Annotated in this window: 9 protein-coding genes and 1 pseudogene; 2 read left to right on the forward strand and 8 right to left on the reverse strand. The window is 56.1% G+C overall.

Features of this window, described 5'->3' with window-relative positions; all coding sequences use genetic code 11:
• Positions 1–299 precede the first annotated feature (299 nt).
• The 8 genes from GWG67_RS11660 to GWG67_RS11695 form a co-directional block, all read right to left on the reverse strand.
• Positions 300–1223, reverse strand: a complete 924-nt coding sequence (locus GWG67_RS11660) for a lipase family protein (RefSeq protein ID WP_275169485.1) — start codon at positions 1221–1223, stop codon at positions 300–302.
• A 410-nt stretch (positions 1224–1633) separates the two neighbouring features.
• The gene (locus GWG67_RS11665; protein WP_275169486.1) at positions 1634–2893 is read right to left on the reverse strand and encodes a peptidoglycan-binding protein; all 1260 of its coding nucleotides are present in this window, start codon (positions 2891–2893) and stop codon (positions 1634–1636) included.
• Between the two features lie 50 nt (positions 2894–2943).
• Positions 2944–4245, reverse strand: a complete 1302-nt coding sequence (locus tag GWG67_RS11670) for a TIGR02594 family protein (protein ID WP_275169487.1) — start codon at positions 4243–4245, stop codon at positions 2944–2946.
• Positions 4246–4610: 365 nt separating this feature from the next.
• Positions 4611–5834, reverse strand: a complete 1224-nt coding sequence (locus tag GWG67_RS11675) for a serine protease (RefSeq protein ID WP_275169488.1) — start codon at positions 5832–5834, stop codon at positions 4611–4613.
• A 31-nt stretch (positions 5835–5865) separates the two neighbouring features.
• Complete coding sequence (locus tag GWG67_RS11680) at positions 5866–7128, reverse strand: metallophosphoesterase (protein WP_275169489.1); 1263 nt, start codon at positions 7126–7128, stop codon at positions 5866–5868.
• Positions 7129–8355: 1227 nt separating this feature from the next.
• Positions 8356–9498: a cyclophane-forming radical SAM/SPASM peptide maturase GrrM/OscB gene (grrM, locus tag GWG67_RS11685; RefSeq protein ID WP_275169490.1), complete on the reverse strand. Its 1143-nt coding sequence runs from the start codon at positions 9496–9498 to the stop codon at positions 8356–8358.
• Between the two features lie 511 nt (positions 9499–10009).
• Complete coding sequence (locus GWG67_RS11690; protein ID WP_275169491.1) at positions 10010–13339, reverse strand: hypothetical protein; 3330 nt, start codon at positions 13337–13339, stop codon at positions 10010–10012.
• Positions 13340–13446: 107 nt separating this feature from the next.
• Positions 13447–15357: an effector-associated domain EAD1-containing protein gene (locus tag GWG67_RS11695; protein WP_275169492.1), complete on the reverse strand. Its 1911-nt coding sequence runs from the start codon at positions 15355–15357 to the stop codon at positions 13447–13449.
• 205 nt (positions 15358–15562) lie between these two features.
• Between GWG67_RS11695 and GWG67_RS11700 the strand changes: the two genes are divergently transcribed.
• Together GWG67_RS11700 and GWG67_RS11705 are read left to right on the forward strand one after the other, a co-directional pair.
• The gene (locus tag GWG67_RS11700) at positions 15563–16639 is read left to right on the forward strand and encodes an effector-associated domain EAD1-containing protein (protein WP_275169493.1); all 1077 of its coding nucleotides are present in this window, start codon (positions 15563–15565) and stop codon (positions 16637–16639) included.
• A 1955-nt stretch (positions 16640–18594) separates the two neighbouring features.
• A pseudogene (locus GWG67_RS11705) lies at positions 18595–18812 on the forward strand (IS3 family transposase); the annotation flags it as partial.
• Positions 18813–19065: the final 253 nt, after the last annotated feature.

Here is a 19065-nt window from a genome sequence, read left to right on the forward strand (position 1 = left end):
CCCAAGCTGCCCCGACGTCGGGAGCCGTTGCCAGGCTGATGTTGCATTTTATACGTGAGGGGCCGCCTTTCGAGCAGCGCTTTCGGTTGGCCGAGGTCGGCTTGTAGCCCGCAGCTGACGATCCGGAAGACGTGAGGCGATGTCGGCTTTCCTGCTCTCAACCGACGTCGTTCGCCGGCTTACAACCAGATGGGCACCGGTACTGGATTTTTGCATTCTCTCGCTGGACGGAGAGGAACTGAGTTCGAACTTTCTCCGCGCGTCTGGCGCGTCGGAACGCAATCTAATCTACCGCGCTGCTAAGGGGTTAGAGCTTGCCAGTAGGAATCCTGCAGGTGATCCCGGATTTCAGGTGGAATAAATCGAAACAATGGACCGAATGTGCCCGGTCCGGTCGGCGACAGGATATGTCCGGTCAAAACATTGCCGACGCCGCGCCGGAACATGTTGGGGAGCTGCTCGCCGAATGAAGGATCGTCCGATCCGATCGGCGACAGTGGCGTCGCCCCATCGAATTTCGCTCCGGCGCCGCATTGAAGCACGCGGCCTACATGGCGAAATCCGGCGAATGAGGGCGGCACTCGTGCGACGAGATCGATGCCGTGAACCAGCCGATAGGTCAGCGCACCCAGGCCCGCATCATAGCTTGACTTAAATTTCTCCCCACCAACGCGCGGCATACCGAACGCATAAACCGCGCTCGGCGGCGATCCCTCCTTCAAGGCTATCTGCGCGGCTAGCGCTGCGAGCGCGGCGCCTAGGCTGTGGCCGGTGATGAATAGCGGCTTCTTTGACTGCTGGGAAAGGCGGACTGCCTGTTCGACCTCAGACTGAGCGGCAGCTGCGGCCAGCCGGAAACCTTCGTGGATGTCAGAACCGGCCTGCGGCAAGGGTGTAAAATCCGTCGTGAGATTTTGCCAGATGCCTGGATCGGTTCCCGCGAACGCAAGGATCACTGCACCAGTTCGCTCACCGATAAGCCCGCAGGTTTCAAAACTGCCTTTCAGGCTAGTCTTGTGTTTGATGAAAGAGGCGACAGACTTAAAATCCCATGCTCGCGAGACTATTTCAACCGTCGTCATCCGATGCGTCTCGTAAGCAAGCTGCGCGAGCCACATCATCGCGCGTGCGTTACCGATTTCGAAGCCTGCTGCCGCAGGATCGAAGCTCTTGAAAGCAGCGAGATCATACTCTTCCGGACCGATTTCGACGAATGTACTCATGATATACTCACTCCCGCGAAAACCAGATGTGAAACCGAAACTCGGATAACGGTTCTAGTGCGCAGCGCTCTCGAAGAAACGGCAAGGTTGGGAGGACTGTATCGCCCGCTCGGAGTGACAAGCAAAGGTGATTTCTCTGCGATAGCCATCAGAATAACAGCATCCGGAATGCCCGTGTCGGGAACTCCCTTGCCACAGAAAATGCGACATCGCTTCTCACGGTTAAACCCAAAAAGACTGCGGGTCGTACAGTTCAAACGGAAGCTTTGCCAGGAAGCTCATAGCCCTCCATTCAATTGACAACGCGTCCAATTGCATCCGTCGTCCTGTCTGCTAACAGTTGTTGCGTCGGGCAAAAGGCTAACTGCAATGCCTTTGGACACCGACGCGCTGTACCCCGTACGGACGTGTCACTTCGGCTTGGCGGCGATTATGCCAAACGCCTGGATCGCGCGGTCTATTTTCGCGGTCCCGCCAAGAGCACCGAACGCGGTTATAAGGATTGTCAGGATCTGACCAGTTGGGGTCGCCACGCCGACCACCCCGACTGCCTTTAAAATTGCTAATACTACGTAAGCGACGACCGAGAGCGCTGTTTTCTTTCCCACAAGTGTCTCGCCGCCCAGCGCCCTGTCGATCGGGGAAAGAATCGGGGTGGTGGGTACGGCGGCGCCCGTCTGACCATTAATCAGCGCACCAATGATGACATGCAGCAGGTCGGTGCCCGACTCCGACGACGACGTTCCGATAGGCACGCCCGGTGCAGGCGCGCGCGCCTTGAGCGCGTTAACGAGGGCGAGCAGTACGTCAGCCTGCTTGAAACCTTCAACGGGAGAGCGGCGCGGCCCGCTCGCCAGCGCCCGCAATGTGGCCTGATCAGCAACGCCGGTGGGTGGGAGGCTACGTGAGAGTTGAAATGCCCTCACTGCTGCCGCGGTGTTGTTTCCAAAATCGCCATCGATGTCACCTACCTGAAATCCCTGGCTTGCGAGTGCGGTTTGCAACTGCCGCACAGGATCGCCTTTCGCGCCCATCTGAAGACCAGCGACAGCGGCGATCTGCGGAACTCGCCCATCGAGGGCACCATCCAAGCGAATCGACGAATCAAGCTCCATCAGCATCTTCAAAATCGGCATAGTGCCGCACTGCTTGTCATTAGCGTCCGGATCAAAATGGCCGTCGGCGACATACTTGCCGCACTCATAGTTGGTAGAGAACGACCAAAGATATGGCGATCTCACTTGCGGATGATGATTGCGATATCCGAAACCATTGTATCTTTCGATTTCGAAACAGGCTCGCTCGACCGTCCAGTTGGGCACCAAGTGCAGGGAGTGGGGCGGCATCGTGAGTGCGTCAACTGCACTTTCCTCCCAACTGTAAAAGGGGCCGCGGTCCTTCGGCACCAAGCTAGTTAGCTTGCCGGTACCGATGATGCGCTCTCCATTGTGGAGAACGCCCGCGAAGTCGGCGCTTGCCTCACGCTGATGCAGAACCGCGATGATATGCCATGGCACAAGGACTTTGGAGGCAACCTGTTGGTACCGCGGCTTTAGCGCAATCAGCCGATTGGTAATGGCGTTGACCTCCGTCAGCCGCTCGGGTCGAATCCGCATGCGCTGCCAAAGATCTGCGTATTCAGCCCTTAAGCCATCGAATGTGTTTGCCATGATCGACCTTCGTGTTTCACCGAGGCTGGCCGACGGAGCTTTGCGCGCACCTATTTGAGTGCGGATGGCGCCTTAGCTGCCATGATGCCCAACATCTGCACAACGCGATCAAACTTGCCGAGAAGCCCGAGCCCGCCGAGGGATCCAATCAACGTCGTGAGAATCTGGCCGGTGGGAGTAGCAGTTGGTCCGGTCGCCGTACCGGCGACATCGACTGCCTGCAGGATGGCCAAGATCGCATACGCTAGGATCGCCAAAGGTGTCTTTTTTCCCTGGAGCGCCTCACCTCCAAGTACCTTATCGATCGGGGACATCACTGCCGGAGCCGTTCCGGTCGGCGATTCGGGGGCGGGAGCAAGTTGCTTCCCGGACAATGCTGCTAGAGCGATTTGCAGCAGCTGTGACGTGTCGACGCCCGCCGCGTCCGACGGGACACTGCCGGGGGCAAGCGCCGGCTGATGTCGTCTGGCTGCGAGAACCTCGAACAGGGGCTTCAGGATGTCCTGCGGCTGCATGGTGGCTCCTCCGTCTGCTGCAATTACTCCGGGCACGGACGGTATTGTCGGGATGACCGGGAGAGTCGGGTCAGACACAAACAATCCCAAATGCCGCAGGGTATCAGCGTCGGCGTTGCCAGTAACTGGAAGGCGTCTCGTACCCTGAAAATTGCTCACCGCGAAAGCCGTGAGGGGCCCGTATTCTCCGTCGATCTCACCCGGTTGAAAGCCCGAGCGGGCGAGCGCTTCCTGCAAAGCGCGGACGCGTGGGCCGCTCGTACCTTCCGAGAGTATTTCAGTCGCCCGCACCTCACGAGGCCCGATCGTCGCAGTGGTCGCCGCGCCTATTCCGAGCACGTGCGGGGGTGCACTGCCTGCGTCAATTGTCAGGATGTTGGGCAACGTCGTATCGGTTGGCAATGGGGCTGTTTCCGTCGGAAGCCGATAGGTCAGGACTCGACTCTTGGGGAACGACGCCATGGTCACGGCGTCGCCCTGATTGCCACCGAGTACGATGACGTGATCCCCGTCATCGTGGTCATAGAATGCCACGTGTCCGGTGCTTGCCTTCGGACTACCTCGCGTGAAGACTACAATGCAACCGCGCTGCGGCGCATTCTTCAAGTCCTCGCCAAAGTTCTGATAACTGCGGGCGCCAAGGCTGCCCGAGCTGCGATAACCTGATAGGCGCAGACAGACACCGACGAAAGCCGCACACCAAGGGGTTTCATCATCCTTGACTTCCGGGTGACCGGAGATCCGAAACATCTCGACAATCTTTGGATTGTCCACCGAGCCATGAACTTCGGTAAGGCCCTTGAAATGCATTGCAACAGAAAACCAGGGTGATTGCATCTGTTTCCCCCTAGGCACAAAAAAATAGTACACTCCTGTGCCGCAAGCAAAGCAAGTGCTTTTTCTCTATACAACCTGTCTTCTGCGCAGACCCAGATGATGGCAGGTGAGGGAGCCAAAATCCTCATCGCAATCACTGACGCCTCAAGTGGTTGCAATGGCGGGCGCCGGAAGAAACTGGCTTATGGACATAGAGGCCTGCAGCGACGCCTTCTGACCAAACCCGGTAAGCTTAGGATGCAGCTACGAGGGCGACTCGCAGTTCTTCCTCTTGCCCGAGCGCCAATTGCGTCGGTGCCGCCCTTCGCTTATGAGCCGATTAGAGTTCTTTCCATCAATCGTTTTCGCTCCAGCGACGCCGTCACTCATGGCACGAACGTCGCCGAAAAATTAGAGAGCTTGTCGCGCAGGCGCGCCGCAACGTGAGCCCAGTTCTGCTCACGATTGGCACCGGCAAAATGCAGGGCCACGACCCGGAAGCCGTCTCCGCTTAGGTCAGCAACGCAGGAACCCGAATTGCCGCCGAGCGTGCTGGCGTCATGCGCGCATATCCAATTCTGTTCGTCGCGAGCGACCTCGCCAGCGCCTATCCTTACCGTGCCGGGCGCCAACCGTTTCACCCCGAACTTGTTGTTGAAAAGGGTTGAGATAACCTGTGTGGTCTCGTGTCCGGTCGGCGGCTTGCCGTCAAACGCCCAGATCCGCGGCTGTCCCGGAAAGCCAACCACGTAGAGGTCGCCGCGCGCTTTCGGCTGCACTGTATCGGTCTCGAACGTGACCGGCATCGGAAATGGATTTGTGGGGTTGCTGGCGGGATCGACACGCAGGATCGCCATGTCCAGATGCGCGAAATTGATGCTGCGATTGATTGGATCGGGCCCAGCAAAGGCGACGCCTGTGACTTTGAACTTGGTGGCGGCGGCCGACCCGTCCTCACCGACGAAATCGACCGTGGTGGCGTCCGGCCAATTCAGCGTCCAGGTACCGGCGGCGTCCTGGGTCGCAATCTCCTCGAGCACGTGCCGATTGGTCACCACCAGGCCTTCGGCGACCACAAAGCATGTACCGGCGAACCATGGCCTGACCGGAACATCGATGCGCCCAACCGACGATATCACCTTGCGGATCACGTTCTGGAAACGGTTCAGGCCCAAGCCCCAGTCGCCGATATCCGGCGCATTGAGGTCGACAAAGCCATCGCGAACGAACAGGCTCGGGCGCTCGCCGTTGGTCAGAATGACCGCTTCGAGACCGATCTGTTCGCCGAGCGTGAAATTCTGTGGCGGTTCGCCCTGGTTGACCTTGGCGAGACCCGAGCGCGCACCGGCTAAAACTTCATCCTTGATCGCGTCTTGCTCGACTTTAGTTACCGCCGGATGTGAGGTGGCGAGCGCCTCATCCAACCGGTCTAGCCGCTCGCGCTCGCTAGGGCCTGCGTGGCTGGCGCTAGCCGCATCATCCGTCCCCGTCGCCTCAAACGTGCTCTCCAGTCCGCTCTCTAGCCCGCCCCTACGCCTCGACCGCCGCAGTAGAGAGGCGCTCTCGCCGACGCTCTCGGCGTCGGCCTTACGATGCCAATCAATCTTCATGCGATCCCTCCACGCTGTCCGGATCGTCAGGTCACAACGGTCCTTTGAATACCTCGGTGCCGTCAGGCAGATGCACGCGCTCGATCAAATTGGGTCCGTCGAAATCGAGCGTAAGATAGCCGTGCGGTCCGAACTTTTCCTCCTCGCCTTTTACCAGCGGATTGGGTCCGTCGAGTGCCAGCGACGATGGAGCGTCCGCGCTTGCCGACAGGCGCTTCCAGGCGACCCCGTTGAGGCGCCGGTCAGCAGCGGCATCCAATACTTCCGTCTTGCGAGGCGCCGGGATACCACCGTGGCCTATGCACCGGCCGAGCAGGCCGAACGTCGGATGCTTGTCGTAGATAATGCAATCGTGCTCATGGCCCCAGTACCAGGCCGTGATTGCCTTCTTCTGAAACAGGTCGGCGAGAGCCGCCTGCAGCTCGGGTCCCTGTTTGTCGAGCCGCGAAAAAGGCTGATGATGCGAGAACAGGATCACCTTCCGCGGCCCACCCTTTTGCACGACCGACTTAAGCCACGCGACCTGCTGGTGGTCGAGGGCATGATCGGTATGGGCGGTGTCTAGTCCGACCAGCAGCCAATGCTTATTTTGCAGAGCGAAGTAGCTCGATGGTTGTTTGAACTTCGGCAGGATATCCTCAAAATAGGCGAAACCGCCGGAATACATTTCGTGATTGCCGTTAAGAGCGCGGCTCACCTTGCCGGCGCTCGTGGGCCAGGCCTCCAGAAAGCGCTGCTGTGCCTCCGTCTTTGTGCCGGAATAATAGATGTCGCCGAGATGCAGCAGAAGTTCGTAGCCGCCGGTTCGCTTGATCGAAGCAGCGGAGACCGGTGCTCCGTAGAGGTTGGTGCCCCAGTCACCGAGTACAGCGACGCGGCCGGTGTCGGCGAGGGTTCCAATATTGTTATCGGGAGGCCTCACGATTGGATGCCATTGGGTCTGGTCGATATGGTCGAACATGCTGCGGATCCAGCCCCAGACGTCGCCGCCTGTGACACCATCCCCGAACTGCGCTTCGAGCCCGCCCGCCTGCAGCGGCGACCCGGCGTCGCCCCCTTCAGCGATTCTACTCTGAAGAAGCGATGCGTCGCGATCCTGCACGGTGATCAGCACACCGGCGCTGGTTTTCGCAGTCTCGGCTTGGAGTTTTTCGAGGATGCGATGGTAGCGGCCCGCCTGCTGCACCGCATCGTGATGGGAATGAAGTCCCGACGATTCTACGCCGGCCGCGCTCAGCAGGGTTCGCAGCGTGACTACCCTGGTAACCTCAGTTTTGGAAAGGCCGCCTGCCACAATGTCCTCCACTGTCTAGCGCACGGCCCCGGCACGCGCCGCCTGGACCGCACAGCAATCATAGGCCGGGTTAGTGGAAAATAAAAGTGCAGCCTTAGGTCGCGGCACTCAGTCCGCGTAGGGTGCAGCGGCAGTCTAGCGTGAGTGGTGATAAAACAGGTCGCCATGGTGGCGCGTGGCCATTGGAATCGTGTCGGGGATGGCCAGAAATTTGAATGGTTGCACGGCCGGTACCATTGCCTCACCGGTAATGCGACCTGACGCGAGCAACACGATTGCTGGCCGCACGGCAAACGTTATTCGTTTCAGACGGCCGGTACGCTTACCTTGAACGTGATGAGCAATATCGATTGCAATCAGTGGTCGCCGGATCGTTTGATAACTTATCGTCAGCGCCCGTCCATGTACAATTGCAGTCGAACGTGGCAAACAGCTTTGTGCCGTCGATAATTCACAAGGAATGCTGCTCAAATCCTCGTTCGGTTAACCCCGGAATCCATAGCCGTTGCCGACGCCCGAGCGGGCGTTGGTCAGACCGCGGGCGTTCGTCAGACCTGTCAACTCGTCGCAGAGCTCGGTCCTTTGCTCCCAGCCTCACACATTTTTGCGTCCGCCTCTTGCAGCGGTCAAGCTCGAGGAAACCCTGTTGCTTGCTGGCCTGATCAAGCCGAAGCGCCTCGTATCCAGCTGACTGAAGCTGCGAACACTAATATGAGTGCTAGAGGCTCTTTGTTGTCAGGACTTGAAGGCGTCACCCATCTCTCCTTTGACGACACTGGCAGATATCTTACAGCGTTGCAGAACCCATGGGGAGACAGAGCTCGTGTCCGCGCATGGGATCTGAAACGTGCTGAGGTGATTAAAGCTCTGAGTTATGATGAACTTCAAGATGAGGCTTGTTGCACAGCCGCCTCGCAGGGCGCCTACAGTGCCTTCTTTCGGTCCGACGAGCTAGAAAGAGGGGTCCGAGGAGCAAACTTCCAACCCTGCGCTGCGAGGTTGCAGCCGTGCTTGCTGACCGTCACAGGCTCTCAACCGGAGCGCTGAAGAGACAGACCAGATGCGCGCAATGGAATTGTCGCGTCTGCCGCGCTTACCAAATGGAAGCGCTTGCTATCCACCTCCGCGTGCGTTGTTATGGAACAACGATCAGGAGCCGCTAAGACACCCGATCTAAAGGTCAGCAGTTCTACCAGCGTCATCGAGGCGAGTGCCAGCTGCATCTGTTCAAGTGAGGCCAAGATTGCGTTCTACGCGCTCTAACACCACATCCACCACCGCCTTCTTTGCCAAGCGACAGAACAGCGTTTCGCAGGTTGCGAAACTGCCGTTCTCAAAAAGTTTATTTCCGGGAACACCTCCAAGACAGACGTCAAAGTACTGACAAGAATTGCGACAGCCTTGAATCCCCGCCTGAATATCGGAATTGACTTCTTTAAATATCGGATTGGTCAAAACATCTACCAACGCATCCGCGTGAACGTTGCCAAACGCAAAAGAAGGATACCGGCAGCTTCTAGTACCGAGAAGCTCCGGCGAAAACGTACTAATATCGCCATCGACTCCCACGGATACAAACCGCATGGGCTCGGCCATAGGATTTCCATAGTCGGCACTTTTCGGATTTACTATCGCGTGGAAAGCTCCATCAAACTCCCTAATCGACAGTTTCGGTCGCCTTTCAGTAAGCAAATCAAGAAACCTGCGCAGGAACTCTTTCATCTGCCGATCACTGTCCTGAGACTGCAGGGACGAACTGGAATGAACGCCTTCGATTTCCTCGACATTGAATGCGACCTGGCGGATGTCATTCTCGACATAGAATTCAAACAATTTGTCCGGGCACCCGAGCGATTCCTTTGTCAATACGGTGATTACATGGAACGGCAGGTTGTTCTTCTGTAACAAACGGAGTCCCTGCATTGATCGCTGGAAGGTACCGTTTCCCGACCGTGTCTTCCTTGTTCGATCATGCAGATCTGCCGGTCCATCAATGCTCAATCCAATTTTTGACGAACTGTCCGCAAGGAAGTCGACCCACGCTTGAGTAAGCAACGTTCCGTTCGTTTGAAAATGGCATGTAACGGAAACGCCGGATGGCTTGCATCGTTCGAGGATATCAAACGCATGCCGATAGTAGTCTACGCCGGCGACCAAAGGCTCACCTGCATGCCACAGCACAGTCAGGTGATCACCAAGAAATGGACTGGAGAACACACGACTGAAGGCCCGCTCCAGCGTTTGTTCGCTCATCAACGCTTTTGACGTGCGGTCCGGCAAGTAGCAATAAGAGCAGTCGATGTTGCAGAATGGCGTCGACTGCAGCACCAAGGTCTCAATCTTAAACTTGGAGACACTTGCCGAAGGCATCGATGTATCCCGCTGCTACGCCATACGGCCATATCTTGGGAAATTTGGGAAATTTGGGAAATTTGGAAAGTTTGGAAAATTCGGAAATTGAGCCAACTCGTTGTTTGACGCGGAGCTGTCGCTTGCAGCCCGGGCACCAACGACGGCAATCCGCTCGCGGACAGCGTCGATCCGATCGGAAATAGATTGAGCGCGGCCGGCAGCCGTTCTTGAAGCTTCGATGGCCGCTGAACTACCCGCTGCGTACTCGGTCGGCGCAAACACTGCCATAACAGACGAAAAGGCGCGGACGGCTATTAGGAGCCACCGCACACCTGACGCGCGTCTTACCTTTCCAAAAACAGTCATATAGATAGTCCTCTCATCCGGACTGTGTTCACGATAGCCAAGCACCTACAAATTGCAACGATTTTCATCGCCGGTAAGTCCAGCCAGGAACAATGTTCTGGAAATAAGGCTCGAGAATTCAACTCGCAAAACACTTCCCATCTTTGGCCGCATCAAAGTGCGGCTAGTAGCTTATATTCGAACCAGGCCACTCCGGTATGTTCGTCTCGTCACACTTCATCCTCTTGCAAAGCTGCGAGAACTCGCTGCCCTTGACTGCGTCCGGCGAAAGACCCTGCCAACGGGCTTGAAGCAACGGCAGCAGATTCTTGGTACCCACGGAGTAGCGCCACGTTTGTCCATTCGCGTCGCTTACAAGAAGATAACCATCTTTAACTTGAGCTCCCACCACCCCGGAAGAAAAATGCGAGATACTCATCCGCAGCCAATTGCTGCTAGGCTGGCCTGAAGGGTTGAACGATATTCGTAACTCAGTTGCACACAGATCATTGGGTGTACTGCAAACGCGCTGGCCTCCAGCACCCTGTCCTGCACCGCTCATTACTTGTGGAATGTATTTCGCCTGGTCAGAGAAGTATGCGGCCTCCAGGCGATGGTTTTGGCCTTCGAATGCGAACTCCCCCATATTGCAAGTAAACAGCTCACGCGATTCTCGATCGCCGATCTTAATCGGCGTTGGCGTGCAATTCCTCGAAACCGCCCCGTCAACCGGGTCTGCGTCTGAGACGGCAGCGCTCGTCCAGAGGATCGCGGTTTCTCGAGACTTAAGCGGCAGCAGGAATCCGACTTTGTCGCCAGACCGAAACGATGCAACTTGCCTGCCACCCGTTTGAATCAGGTCGGTAACTTCCGGGTTTAGCTTGTTGATCAAGACATCGAAGCTTTGTGATGTTGATGGACGGCGCTGCGACTGAAGAACAACGTGCCACTTATTGTCGCGCCTGGCTGCCAAAGGAGCCGTCCTGATCCACACAATTCGGTACATGTTGGGGGGAGAGCTCGATTGGTTTCCCGGCGCAGGCGTCCAGATCAGGAGCCAATTCGCGTCATTCGACAAGCATACGAGAGATCCAGGAAGTAACGTAAATCCACTTAGGTTCGATGACTCGATGGGAGAAACAACGTTCTCAATCGAACGCCACACAGGAATCATCGTAATAGTTGACACCCCATTGCTAACGTCCGCGCGCTTCAGACGAACCCCCAAGTTCTGCCCTTCACCGATCAAATCAGCATGCGACGCGTCGCTTGGATTAACAATTGCACATTTGCTCGAACGCGGGTTGAGCGTTGGGAGCGCGGGAGATCTGTTAGGCGCCACTCGAATCGAAACGTCCGATAAGATCACCCGTGCACCGTCTTCAAGCGATCGCATCGAATTGTACAATTGCTCTTTTGCTTCATCCGATGGCAAGTTGTCCGTCAGATGGCCTTCCATAGCTAGCACCGCGTAAAGTTCGCGATCCGCAGCTAAACTTCTGGGATTATTCTGCGAAACTAAAGTTGCGGCCTCTTGAAGCTGAGAAAAACGATAGACGTTGTTCAGCTTTTCGCTCGCGACCCTTGCAGACTGCAGACCGTAACCTGTTATCGAGAGGATGGTGAGCGCCATCACAACCCCTAACAGGAGTAGTCGTGGCCGATGCTTCGCCCCATCCCGATAGGTTTTTGCATCCTCGATTGTACTCCGAATGGCACCCAAGCGACTGCCGCTCTCTCCACAGTTGCGCTTCACCGCTATCTTGCCGTCCGCCCGATCAAGCATCATACACGCCCACTCATCGCTAAATACGCTGCTTATGCCGACGACATCCTCTAAAGTCCTACTCGTCTCATCGCCGGCAATTTGGTCTGCCTTGGCAAGTTTCTCTACAAAGATCCACTCACTCACGGCATCAATCCATCCCAGCAACAGCGACTTCTTAGCTGGTGGCTCTGCTGCTTGGATCTGTTGATCGACGCTAACAAGTTTGGCGGCACGATCGCGAGCATCCTCGATCCAACCGGCATAGGTAACCCAGCCGCGAGTTAGTGCCTCATGATTGACGTCATACACACGGGACGTATTTACCAAAGTCGCTTCTCGGAATACTTCAAAGGCGCGCTCTAACGCAACTTTGCATGCGACCTTACCGGCCGCGTCAAGGCGCTCAAAGGCGCCAGACGCATTTAGCATTTGGTCGAGAGAAGCAAAGTCGCGCACGACTTTCCCGTTATCATCCAACTGCGCCAAGCAACAGAATGATACCCGAAGCAACTGCCCGACTATTGATTCTGGTAGGCCAGAGCTGGATGCTCCCCGCCGTATAGCGGCACCCAAGACGGCGTCCGCTGTTGCATTCAGGGTGCCCAACAAAACGCCTTCCGGAGCTGACCAGCCAGGGATAGATTCGCAATCGCGCAAATCGATACTGAGGGGTTGACGATCAGCGATCGCTTGCCACCTTTGGACTGCCTTTTCCCAAATGAGAGGCAGCAGATGCTGCATTAAAGGCAACTGATCCGCGGGGTGAGCCAATTCATCGCGAGCATCGTCAAATACGCGATGGAGCCTGCTAAGTGCTTCGGTCGTGAAGGGTCCCGTTTCCCGATCGCCGACCTCAAGGCCCCAACTACCAAGGAGGCGTTGCGCTGGCCCTACAATGGCGCGCTCGATATCTTTGCCGCCGATGAGATCAACCAGGTAGAAGGACTTGTTTACAACGTCCGCTAACCCTATGAATTCGGCACAGCGGTGCAACTCTTCGCTGCGCATGGTAACCACCAAGAATAGATTGAACGGCTTGTAGGTGTGTACGCTGGTTATCAGGTCCATGAGCATAGCTCTGGCAGCGGTCTCGACCTTCGGCTTGAAGACCTCCTCAAACTGATCAATCAATATGAGCAGATTCGGAGCGTCGGCAATCATCCCTTCCGATAAAGCGCGATCAAGACCGAGCAGGGTTTGATCGACGAAGTCAAATAGAGCCCCAACGTCGACGACATCACCCTCGAACAGCATCTCGCGAAGTTTAGACTTGTAAGTTTTAGTGATTGTTTCGAGCTCATCGTTTGGGTCAGACGACACGGCGAGAGCAGTATCTAGCGCTCCGACTCGACGATCAAACTCAACGGCCTCGCGATCTGAGCTAGCAGACTCGGCCGCGTCTGGAAGATGAAATCGCAGCACTGGACTGACGATCTGCTCGAACAATGCATCGAAAAGCTCGGCGGAGGGATCGAGCTTAGGTCGAAACTCAACGACGTACCAAGCACCGGCGCGCCCAGGTATAGGTGATGTACTGTTGAGTTCAGGAATCAGGCCCGCACGAACGAGAGACGACTTTCCAGAGCCAGAGCCTCCCAGCACAAAGATGACATTGTGCTTAGTAAGAAACTTTCTCAGTTCTCTTACCTGAGCGTCGCGACCAAAGAAAAGGTCCGCTTCGTCCGGTCGAAAACTACGTAGCCCGGGATATGGTGAGACGGTAAGGCCGCCGTCCTTGAGGGACAATTGTTGTCCCTCTTGTATGAACGATTGGGCACGAACCACATTCCATTGCGCAAAATACTCACGCCTCGTGATGCTGAAATCGTGAGCCCGAGCGTATGATTGGTCCGTCATGACGCTGCTTGTTCGCTTGGATTCATCAAGCTTGCGGCATAATCGCGGAGCCGCTCCAAATTCGCCTTATCTGGAACGAGCGTGCCGTCGCTACGAACGACGATTCGAAGCAACTGCCACTTGCTCACCCGAGACGAACGACTGAACTCGAGAGCGGGGAATAGCTTCCAATTGCGCAGTAAAACAGCAACACGCATCAGACGAGCGTTTGCGATCTTCCTCTTTATGAGGCTCTCTTCAATCCTGCGATCGATATCGCGAAAGCGTTGCAGAGTATCGTCAGATGAGCCAAACTTGGACCGCATATCGTGGGCGGCTAGGACAGTTAGCTTGTCTCCCTCGAATGTGATCGAATCTATGACCTCTTGGAGCTGCTGGTAGCCGAACGGTAATGAGTCGGGAATTAGTGGCGGGATCTTGCTAGAGATAGCGCCGCACAAGCTCTCCTCCACGGCCTCTCGCCGTCGCCGATTGCCAGAATCGCCCCTATCAGCCGGATCTTCATAGTGCACAATTGCGTTGCTCGTCGCCTGATTTTGGCCGATCTGATAGGAAAGCCAGCGAGCGAAATCACTTGCACTGTCGCTACTCGAAAATAGAAGCGGCCCTGTTGCCGCTGGGTCCCACTTCGGACCATTCGGCCGCCAAACTACTTTTGGCCGCTCAGAAAGTGGGCGAACATTTTCGCCTTGCTCATCGAACTGAAAGCCAAATGAGACATTCAGCTCGCTTGATAAGCGACCTAAGAGCTCCTTCGCGCTGGATTGACTTGGATCGCTAACAGCGCGCACGAAAAGCGGGAAGCTTGCTAGTTCGCTTTGGGATCGGCCGACTTCTCGCCAACCGTCAGCCCAGCGCTGATGAGGTATGTTTCGCTTGACGAGCCCATCGATCAGTTCCTCGATCGCGCTGGTCGTAGCGTGATCCGGAATGCTTCTGGGCTCACCCAGGACTACAATCGTCTGAGAGGTCGAAGCTGATGCAACCGGTGGATCGGGGGGATGTATAATGATCTTGCCAGGAGCATCCTGCCCAAGTTGGCCAACCGAGCTGGGCAGGTCGTCAAATGATTGTCGTAGGCTTTCGCCGAGAGATGATATCTGGGTGGCGACCCCATCATCGACTACCTTGTTGGCGACAATGGCTTTCCGAACATTTCCCTCATAGAATTCGGAGATCGTCAGGAGCTCCTGTACGTCAGTCGTCTCTCTCTTAACGCAATCGATGCTCTCCTGATCGAGCGCCACCAGAAGAACTTTGGGAGGCCCGCTGCCCCTCTCGTTCCGGGTCCGCAAATTGGTCAACGCGCGTCTAACCTCATCGGCGGTCTGCGGAAACGCCAGGTAGCGTCTCGACAGAAAGGCGACGAAGAGATCGGCTCGATCTATGTCACGGAATATACTCCGAACGCTTTCTCTGGACTGCTTGAATCTCTCTAACGTGTCGACGACATCGCAAGGTTGCAATGCGTCGATGAACCCTCCTATCCCTCTGAAATTTTCTTTCCAGGCCGCGTCCGTACCAACTGAACTTAAGACAACGGCTATCTTCCGCGAAGTTGTGGCGCGTGCGGCCGCAGTTTCTATTAGGATAGATTCTCGCTCACGAGCACTTTGTTCCACGAGGGTAACAAACCACTGATTTACCTCGAGCAAGACTTTCTGTAGGGGTGCATTTTGCTGCCGAGCATTGGCAAGCGCCAGACAAAGGCTGCCAAGCCATCCTTCTTTGAACGCGGTATCGATCAGAGCGTCGACTTGAGTCCGTAGGTCGGCCGCGACCGGCATACTACTGGTCGACAAGTTGTTATCCCTGAGAGTGCTTACGAGCGGCGTGAAATCGAAGCCGCTAAGGATCGCGTCACGCAGCTTAACTCGTTGCACCCCATCAAAGGAAAGTTTGGTCATCTCGCCCCCCAATTCGGAGCAACACGATTAACGGACCAGAATGCACGCCTTGACCGACGTACGGTTGGCCCGCTCCTGAAAAATATGCGGCCATACCGCTTTTCAATTAAACGAACGAACCATGCGCAATCATCAGTTGCCGTAAGTGTTTTCATCTTAGATTGTAGCTGGGTATGATTGCAACATCGAAATCAGGGAGGACAACATGGCGCTAACCGGACCGCAGGCCAAGGCGTTGCGAGACGCGCTAGTAAGCGCCTTTGATAGCAATTCTCTGGCGATGATGCTGAGGTTCGAGTTGAACAGGAGACTTGAAGCAATGGTCGCGCCTGGGCCGCTTAGTTCGGTGGCTTTCAAGCTAATCGAACTCGCCGAGATGGAGGGATGGACGCTCGACCTAGTTCGCGCCGCCCGAAATTCGAATCCTGGTAACGCACAACTTTATGAAGTTTCACGCTTTTTGGCCCTGGCCAGCACAGGCTCCCTAGATCTCGAGAAGATTGTAAGAGGCAATCTTCCCTTCCTCGATCCCGCAAGATTTCGTTCGATGCTCGGCCGGCTTGAGCTCCAGGTCTGCTCGATTGAGCTAGATGGGGAGGGATTTGGCTCGGGAGTACTGGTCGGCCCTGAATACGTCCTGACCAATCAGCACGTCATCAGCAGCGCCAATTCGATAGGGCAGATCAGCTGCCGTTTCGACTTTGCTGCACTTGCGAATGGAGGGGTCATCAATCCTGGCTTCGCACTTTCCGCAGTTGTGATCGATGCAAGCCCCCCAAGTCCGTATGATCCGAACCTGTCAGCTGGCGACCCCACTGACGAAGAATGTGATTACGCGTTACTGAAGCTGGCAACCGATATTGGTAACGCGCCGGCCGGTTCTGGATCGAACCCGTCAGCGGATGTACGAGGATGGGTCAAGCTGACAGGCGGCCAAATCAATCCGAACGATCCCATGTTTGTCATGCAGCATCCTCAGAGCCCGATCGATTGGAAACTCCAACCGCTCAAACTTACGATGGGCCAAATGCTCACTCTAGCTGGTGGCGGGCGGCGGCTTCGCCACAACGCCAATACGTTGCCCGGCTCGTCCGGCTCCCCATGCTTTTCCGCGGCTTTGTCACTCGTTGCGCTGCATCACGCCGGTGGTGACAATCGGTTCAAGCCAGCAAACTTTAATCAAGCCATACCCACTAGGATAATTTGTGAACGGTTGGAGCGGCAACAAATTCCTCACTTTTGGAAGCTCGAGCCTCCAGAATCCGCATCAATGACGAATTGAAGCAGTTGCAATGTAAGGTCTGCGCACGGCAGCGAACACCAGAGCTTGTCCATCAACGCGGGCACGGACGCCCGCGCAACTCCGGCAACATGCCGCCTATCAAAGGCTCAAGCCCCCGAGCCGAACCAGCAGCGGGTGCAGGTCGATCCCAATGTCACGCTAGGTTGGAGCAAAACACCTCTGCACCATCCGGTAAATGGATGGCTCAAATAAATTAGGACCGACGAATTCAAGTGAAAGGTAGCCGTGAGGCCCAAACGTCGTTTCCTCTCCAGTCACAAATGGATTTGGTCCGTCTAGAACGATACGTGCCGGACTATGGCGAGTTGCAGAGAGCCGCTTCCACGCAACTCCATTCACGCTCCTGACAACTCAGCGGCAATTACTTCGGCCTTGCGAGGCGACGAGATGCCTCCATTTCCAATACACCGCCCGAACAGGCCGTATTCTGCATGTCGATCGACAAAATGCAGTCGTGTTCGTGCCGCCAATACCATGCCGTGACCATTCTTTGCTCAAGGTGTGTTTCGACATGGAATAAGGGCTTATGAAAGAAAATCGCAAGGTACCTCGTGCTGCCATACGTCAATCAGCACCCGAGCGCGCTCGTCAGGGCGCGGAGTCAGAAGCATTTGAGAGACGCAGTTCTATGGTCGGAGTAAGCGCATCCGATCATGCCGGCCGATACAATCTGCTATCAGGCCTATTGCTGCTGTCGATGCCTGTAGCGGTCTTAGTTGCCGTTCTGATATTCCGCTATCAGAGCTACAGTTGGCTCAATGCGATTGGTCTGTTGATCGTTCCGTTTGCGATCCTCTGTTGGACGTTCACCGTTATCAGGGCAATCCATATACTTGACGTAAGGTTTTGGTCGTGCCCTCGACCTATGCCTCATCGGCGGTGTACTGGCGCTCCTAACCTGTTTGGCTATGTTCGCCTTTTCCACTGAGGCAGAACGTCGAGGGCACCAAAGTAACCGACACCACCGTTTATGCGGCAGCTGCATCTTTACTGCGGCTGTGTTGTTTGGTCGTATCTTTGTAATTGGCGAAAGACGGGATCGGCACTTCTATCTGTGAGCCTGACTCTCCTCCAGACCATTTCTGCTGCTTTCGTCATTGTGGCGTTGTACCTCTGGATCGGCGGCCGCAATACCAGGCGGTACGAGCGCGAACACGGCATCAGCTAGAGTGCTGGCGACGACATCGGGCTGTAAGAACACTACGGGTTAGGATCAGAGCCGTGACCGTTGATGTTGAGCCTGGCGGCTACGGTGATAGGGCCACCGGTACGCTCACTCCCTTTCAAGGCGTTGGAAGCCGAACGGAATTCGGCCGAATCGACATGATGCGCTCGGGCCAGTGTCCGCTTCCGACGCATGCGCGCAATTCTCCCTTTCTCAGAGAACTCTCAGACGCCGCCCCCGCGCCGAGTGCCGGCTTATATCCGCGTTGACTGGGATTCCGTTTCACTCTTGAGCCGCGGCAGGTGCTCCATCGCTTTAACGGCCGGCGACATTGCGTCGCCTCACTGGCCATCGCCAATGCGTCGAGCGGATTCTACGCGGATCAGTTGGGCGCACTCAATGGAAATGGGCTGGAAGGCTGCTCAATAACGGCATTAAGCTGAAAGAGGCCGCAGCGTCCAAGGTAGACGACATGACTGACCGGGGCCCGGCTCAGTTGGCAATCAAGACTGGCCTGGAGAACTATCAAGTCCAGGAGCTTCACGCGGACATCGACTCTGTCGGATAGTATGGGACGGGATCAGGACCGCTGACGTGCTTGCTGCCGGCGGAATGGGTCGGTGTTGAGCCCGGTGGCTATTCGCCCTGCCACGGCTCCTATCTTGAGAAGAAGGCCGCCGAGATAGCACCCCTACTCAAAGCGAAATAATCATCTCCCTCGTGCCATGAGGTCTGCATCAGAAGGTCAAAGCGGACATCATTCGGCTCAATGCACTGCGGCGGCCTCGTGAACCACGGCGACCGGAGCCAATACGTCTCATTCAAATAGACCGGGCGTCTGCCTGAGGTGATCCACGGGCGCAGGCCATGGCGTCGTTCAAGGCCGCCGGGTTCGCAACCCTTGAATGGTCAATTCGATTCAACAACCTAAGGCACCTGGAGCCGACCAGCAGCATCCCGCCGGCCGAAGCCGAGCAACGCCACTAGCGGCATAACTTGGACCCAATCGCATCCGGCAATCCGGGCGCATTCCAGATCGCTCGAGTTGCCTTCATCGGCCTCAAGCCAGCTAGAAGCTGCTCAGCACCCTTGACAGCCCGCCAACAACCACACCGGATTTTCAAGCGAGGAAACAAACAATCCAGCACCTATCAGTGCGAGAGCAATGGCGAATCCAAAAATGACTTTACGCATGACCCGCTCCTTAGTTGACCGCCCACCATAGTGTGATCGTGAAACC

Source organism: Bradyrhizobium sp. CSS354, from assembly GCF_029051725.1.
Taxonomy (GTDB): domain Bacteria; phylum Pseudomonadota; class Alphaproteobacteria; order Rhizobiales; family Xanthobacteraceae; genus Bradyrhizobium.

What these genes read in the sequence shown, in the direction of transcription:
- GWG67_RS11660 (WP_275169485.1), bottom strand. Translation starts at nt 1,223, where the DNA reads ATGAGTACATTCGTCGAAATCGGTCCGGAAGAGTATGATCTCGCTGCT.
- GWG67_RS11665 (WP_275169486.1), bottom strand. Translation starts at nt 2,893, where the DNA reads ATGGCAAACACATTCGATGGCTTAAGGGCTGAATACGCAGATCTTTGG.
- GWG67_RS11670 (WP_275169487.1), bottom strand. Translation starts at nt 4,245, where the DNA reads ATGCAATCACCCTGGTTTTCTGTTGCAATGCATTTCAAGGGCCTTACC.
- GWG67_RS11675 (WP_275169488.1), bottom strand. Translation starts at nt 5,834, where the DNA reads ATGAAGATTGATTGGCATCGTAAGGCCGACGCCGAGAGCGTCGGCGAG.
- grrM (WP_275169490.1), bottom strand. Translation starts at nt 9,498, where the DNA reads ATGCCTTCGGCAAGTGTCTCCAAGTTTAAGATTGAGACCTTGGTGCTG.
- GWG67_RS11695 (WP_275169492.1), bottom strand. Translation starts at nt 15,357, where the DNA reads ATGACCAAACTTTCCTTTGATGGGGTGCAACGAGTTAAGCTGCGTGAC.
- GWG67_RS11700 (WP_275169493.1), top strand. Translation starts at nt 15,563, where the DNA reads ATGGCGCTAACCGGACCGCAGGCCAAGGCGTTGCGAGACGCGCTAGTA.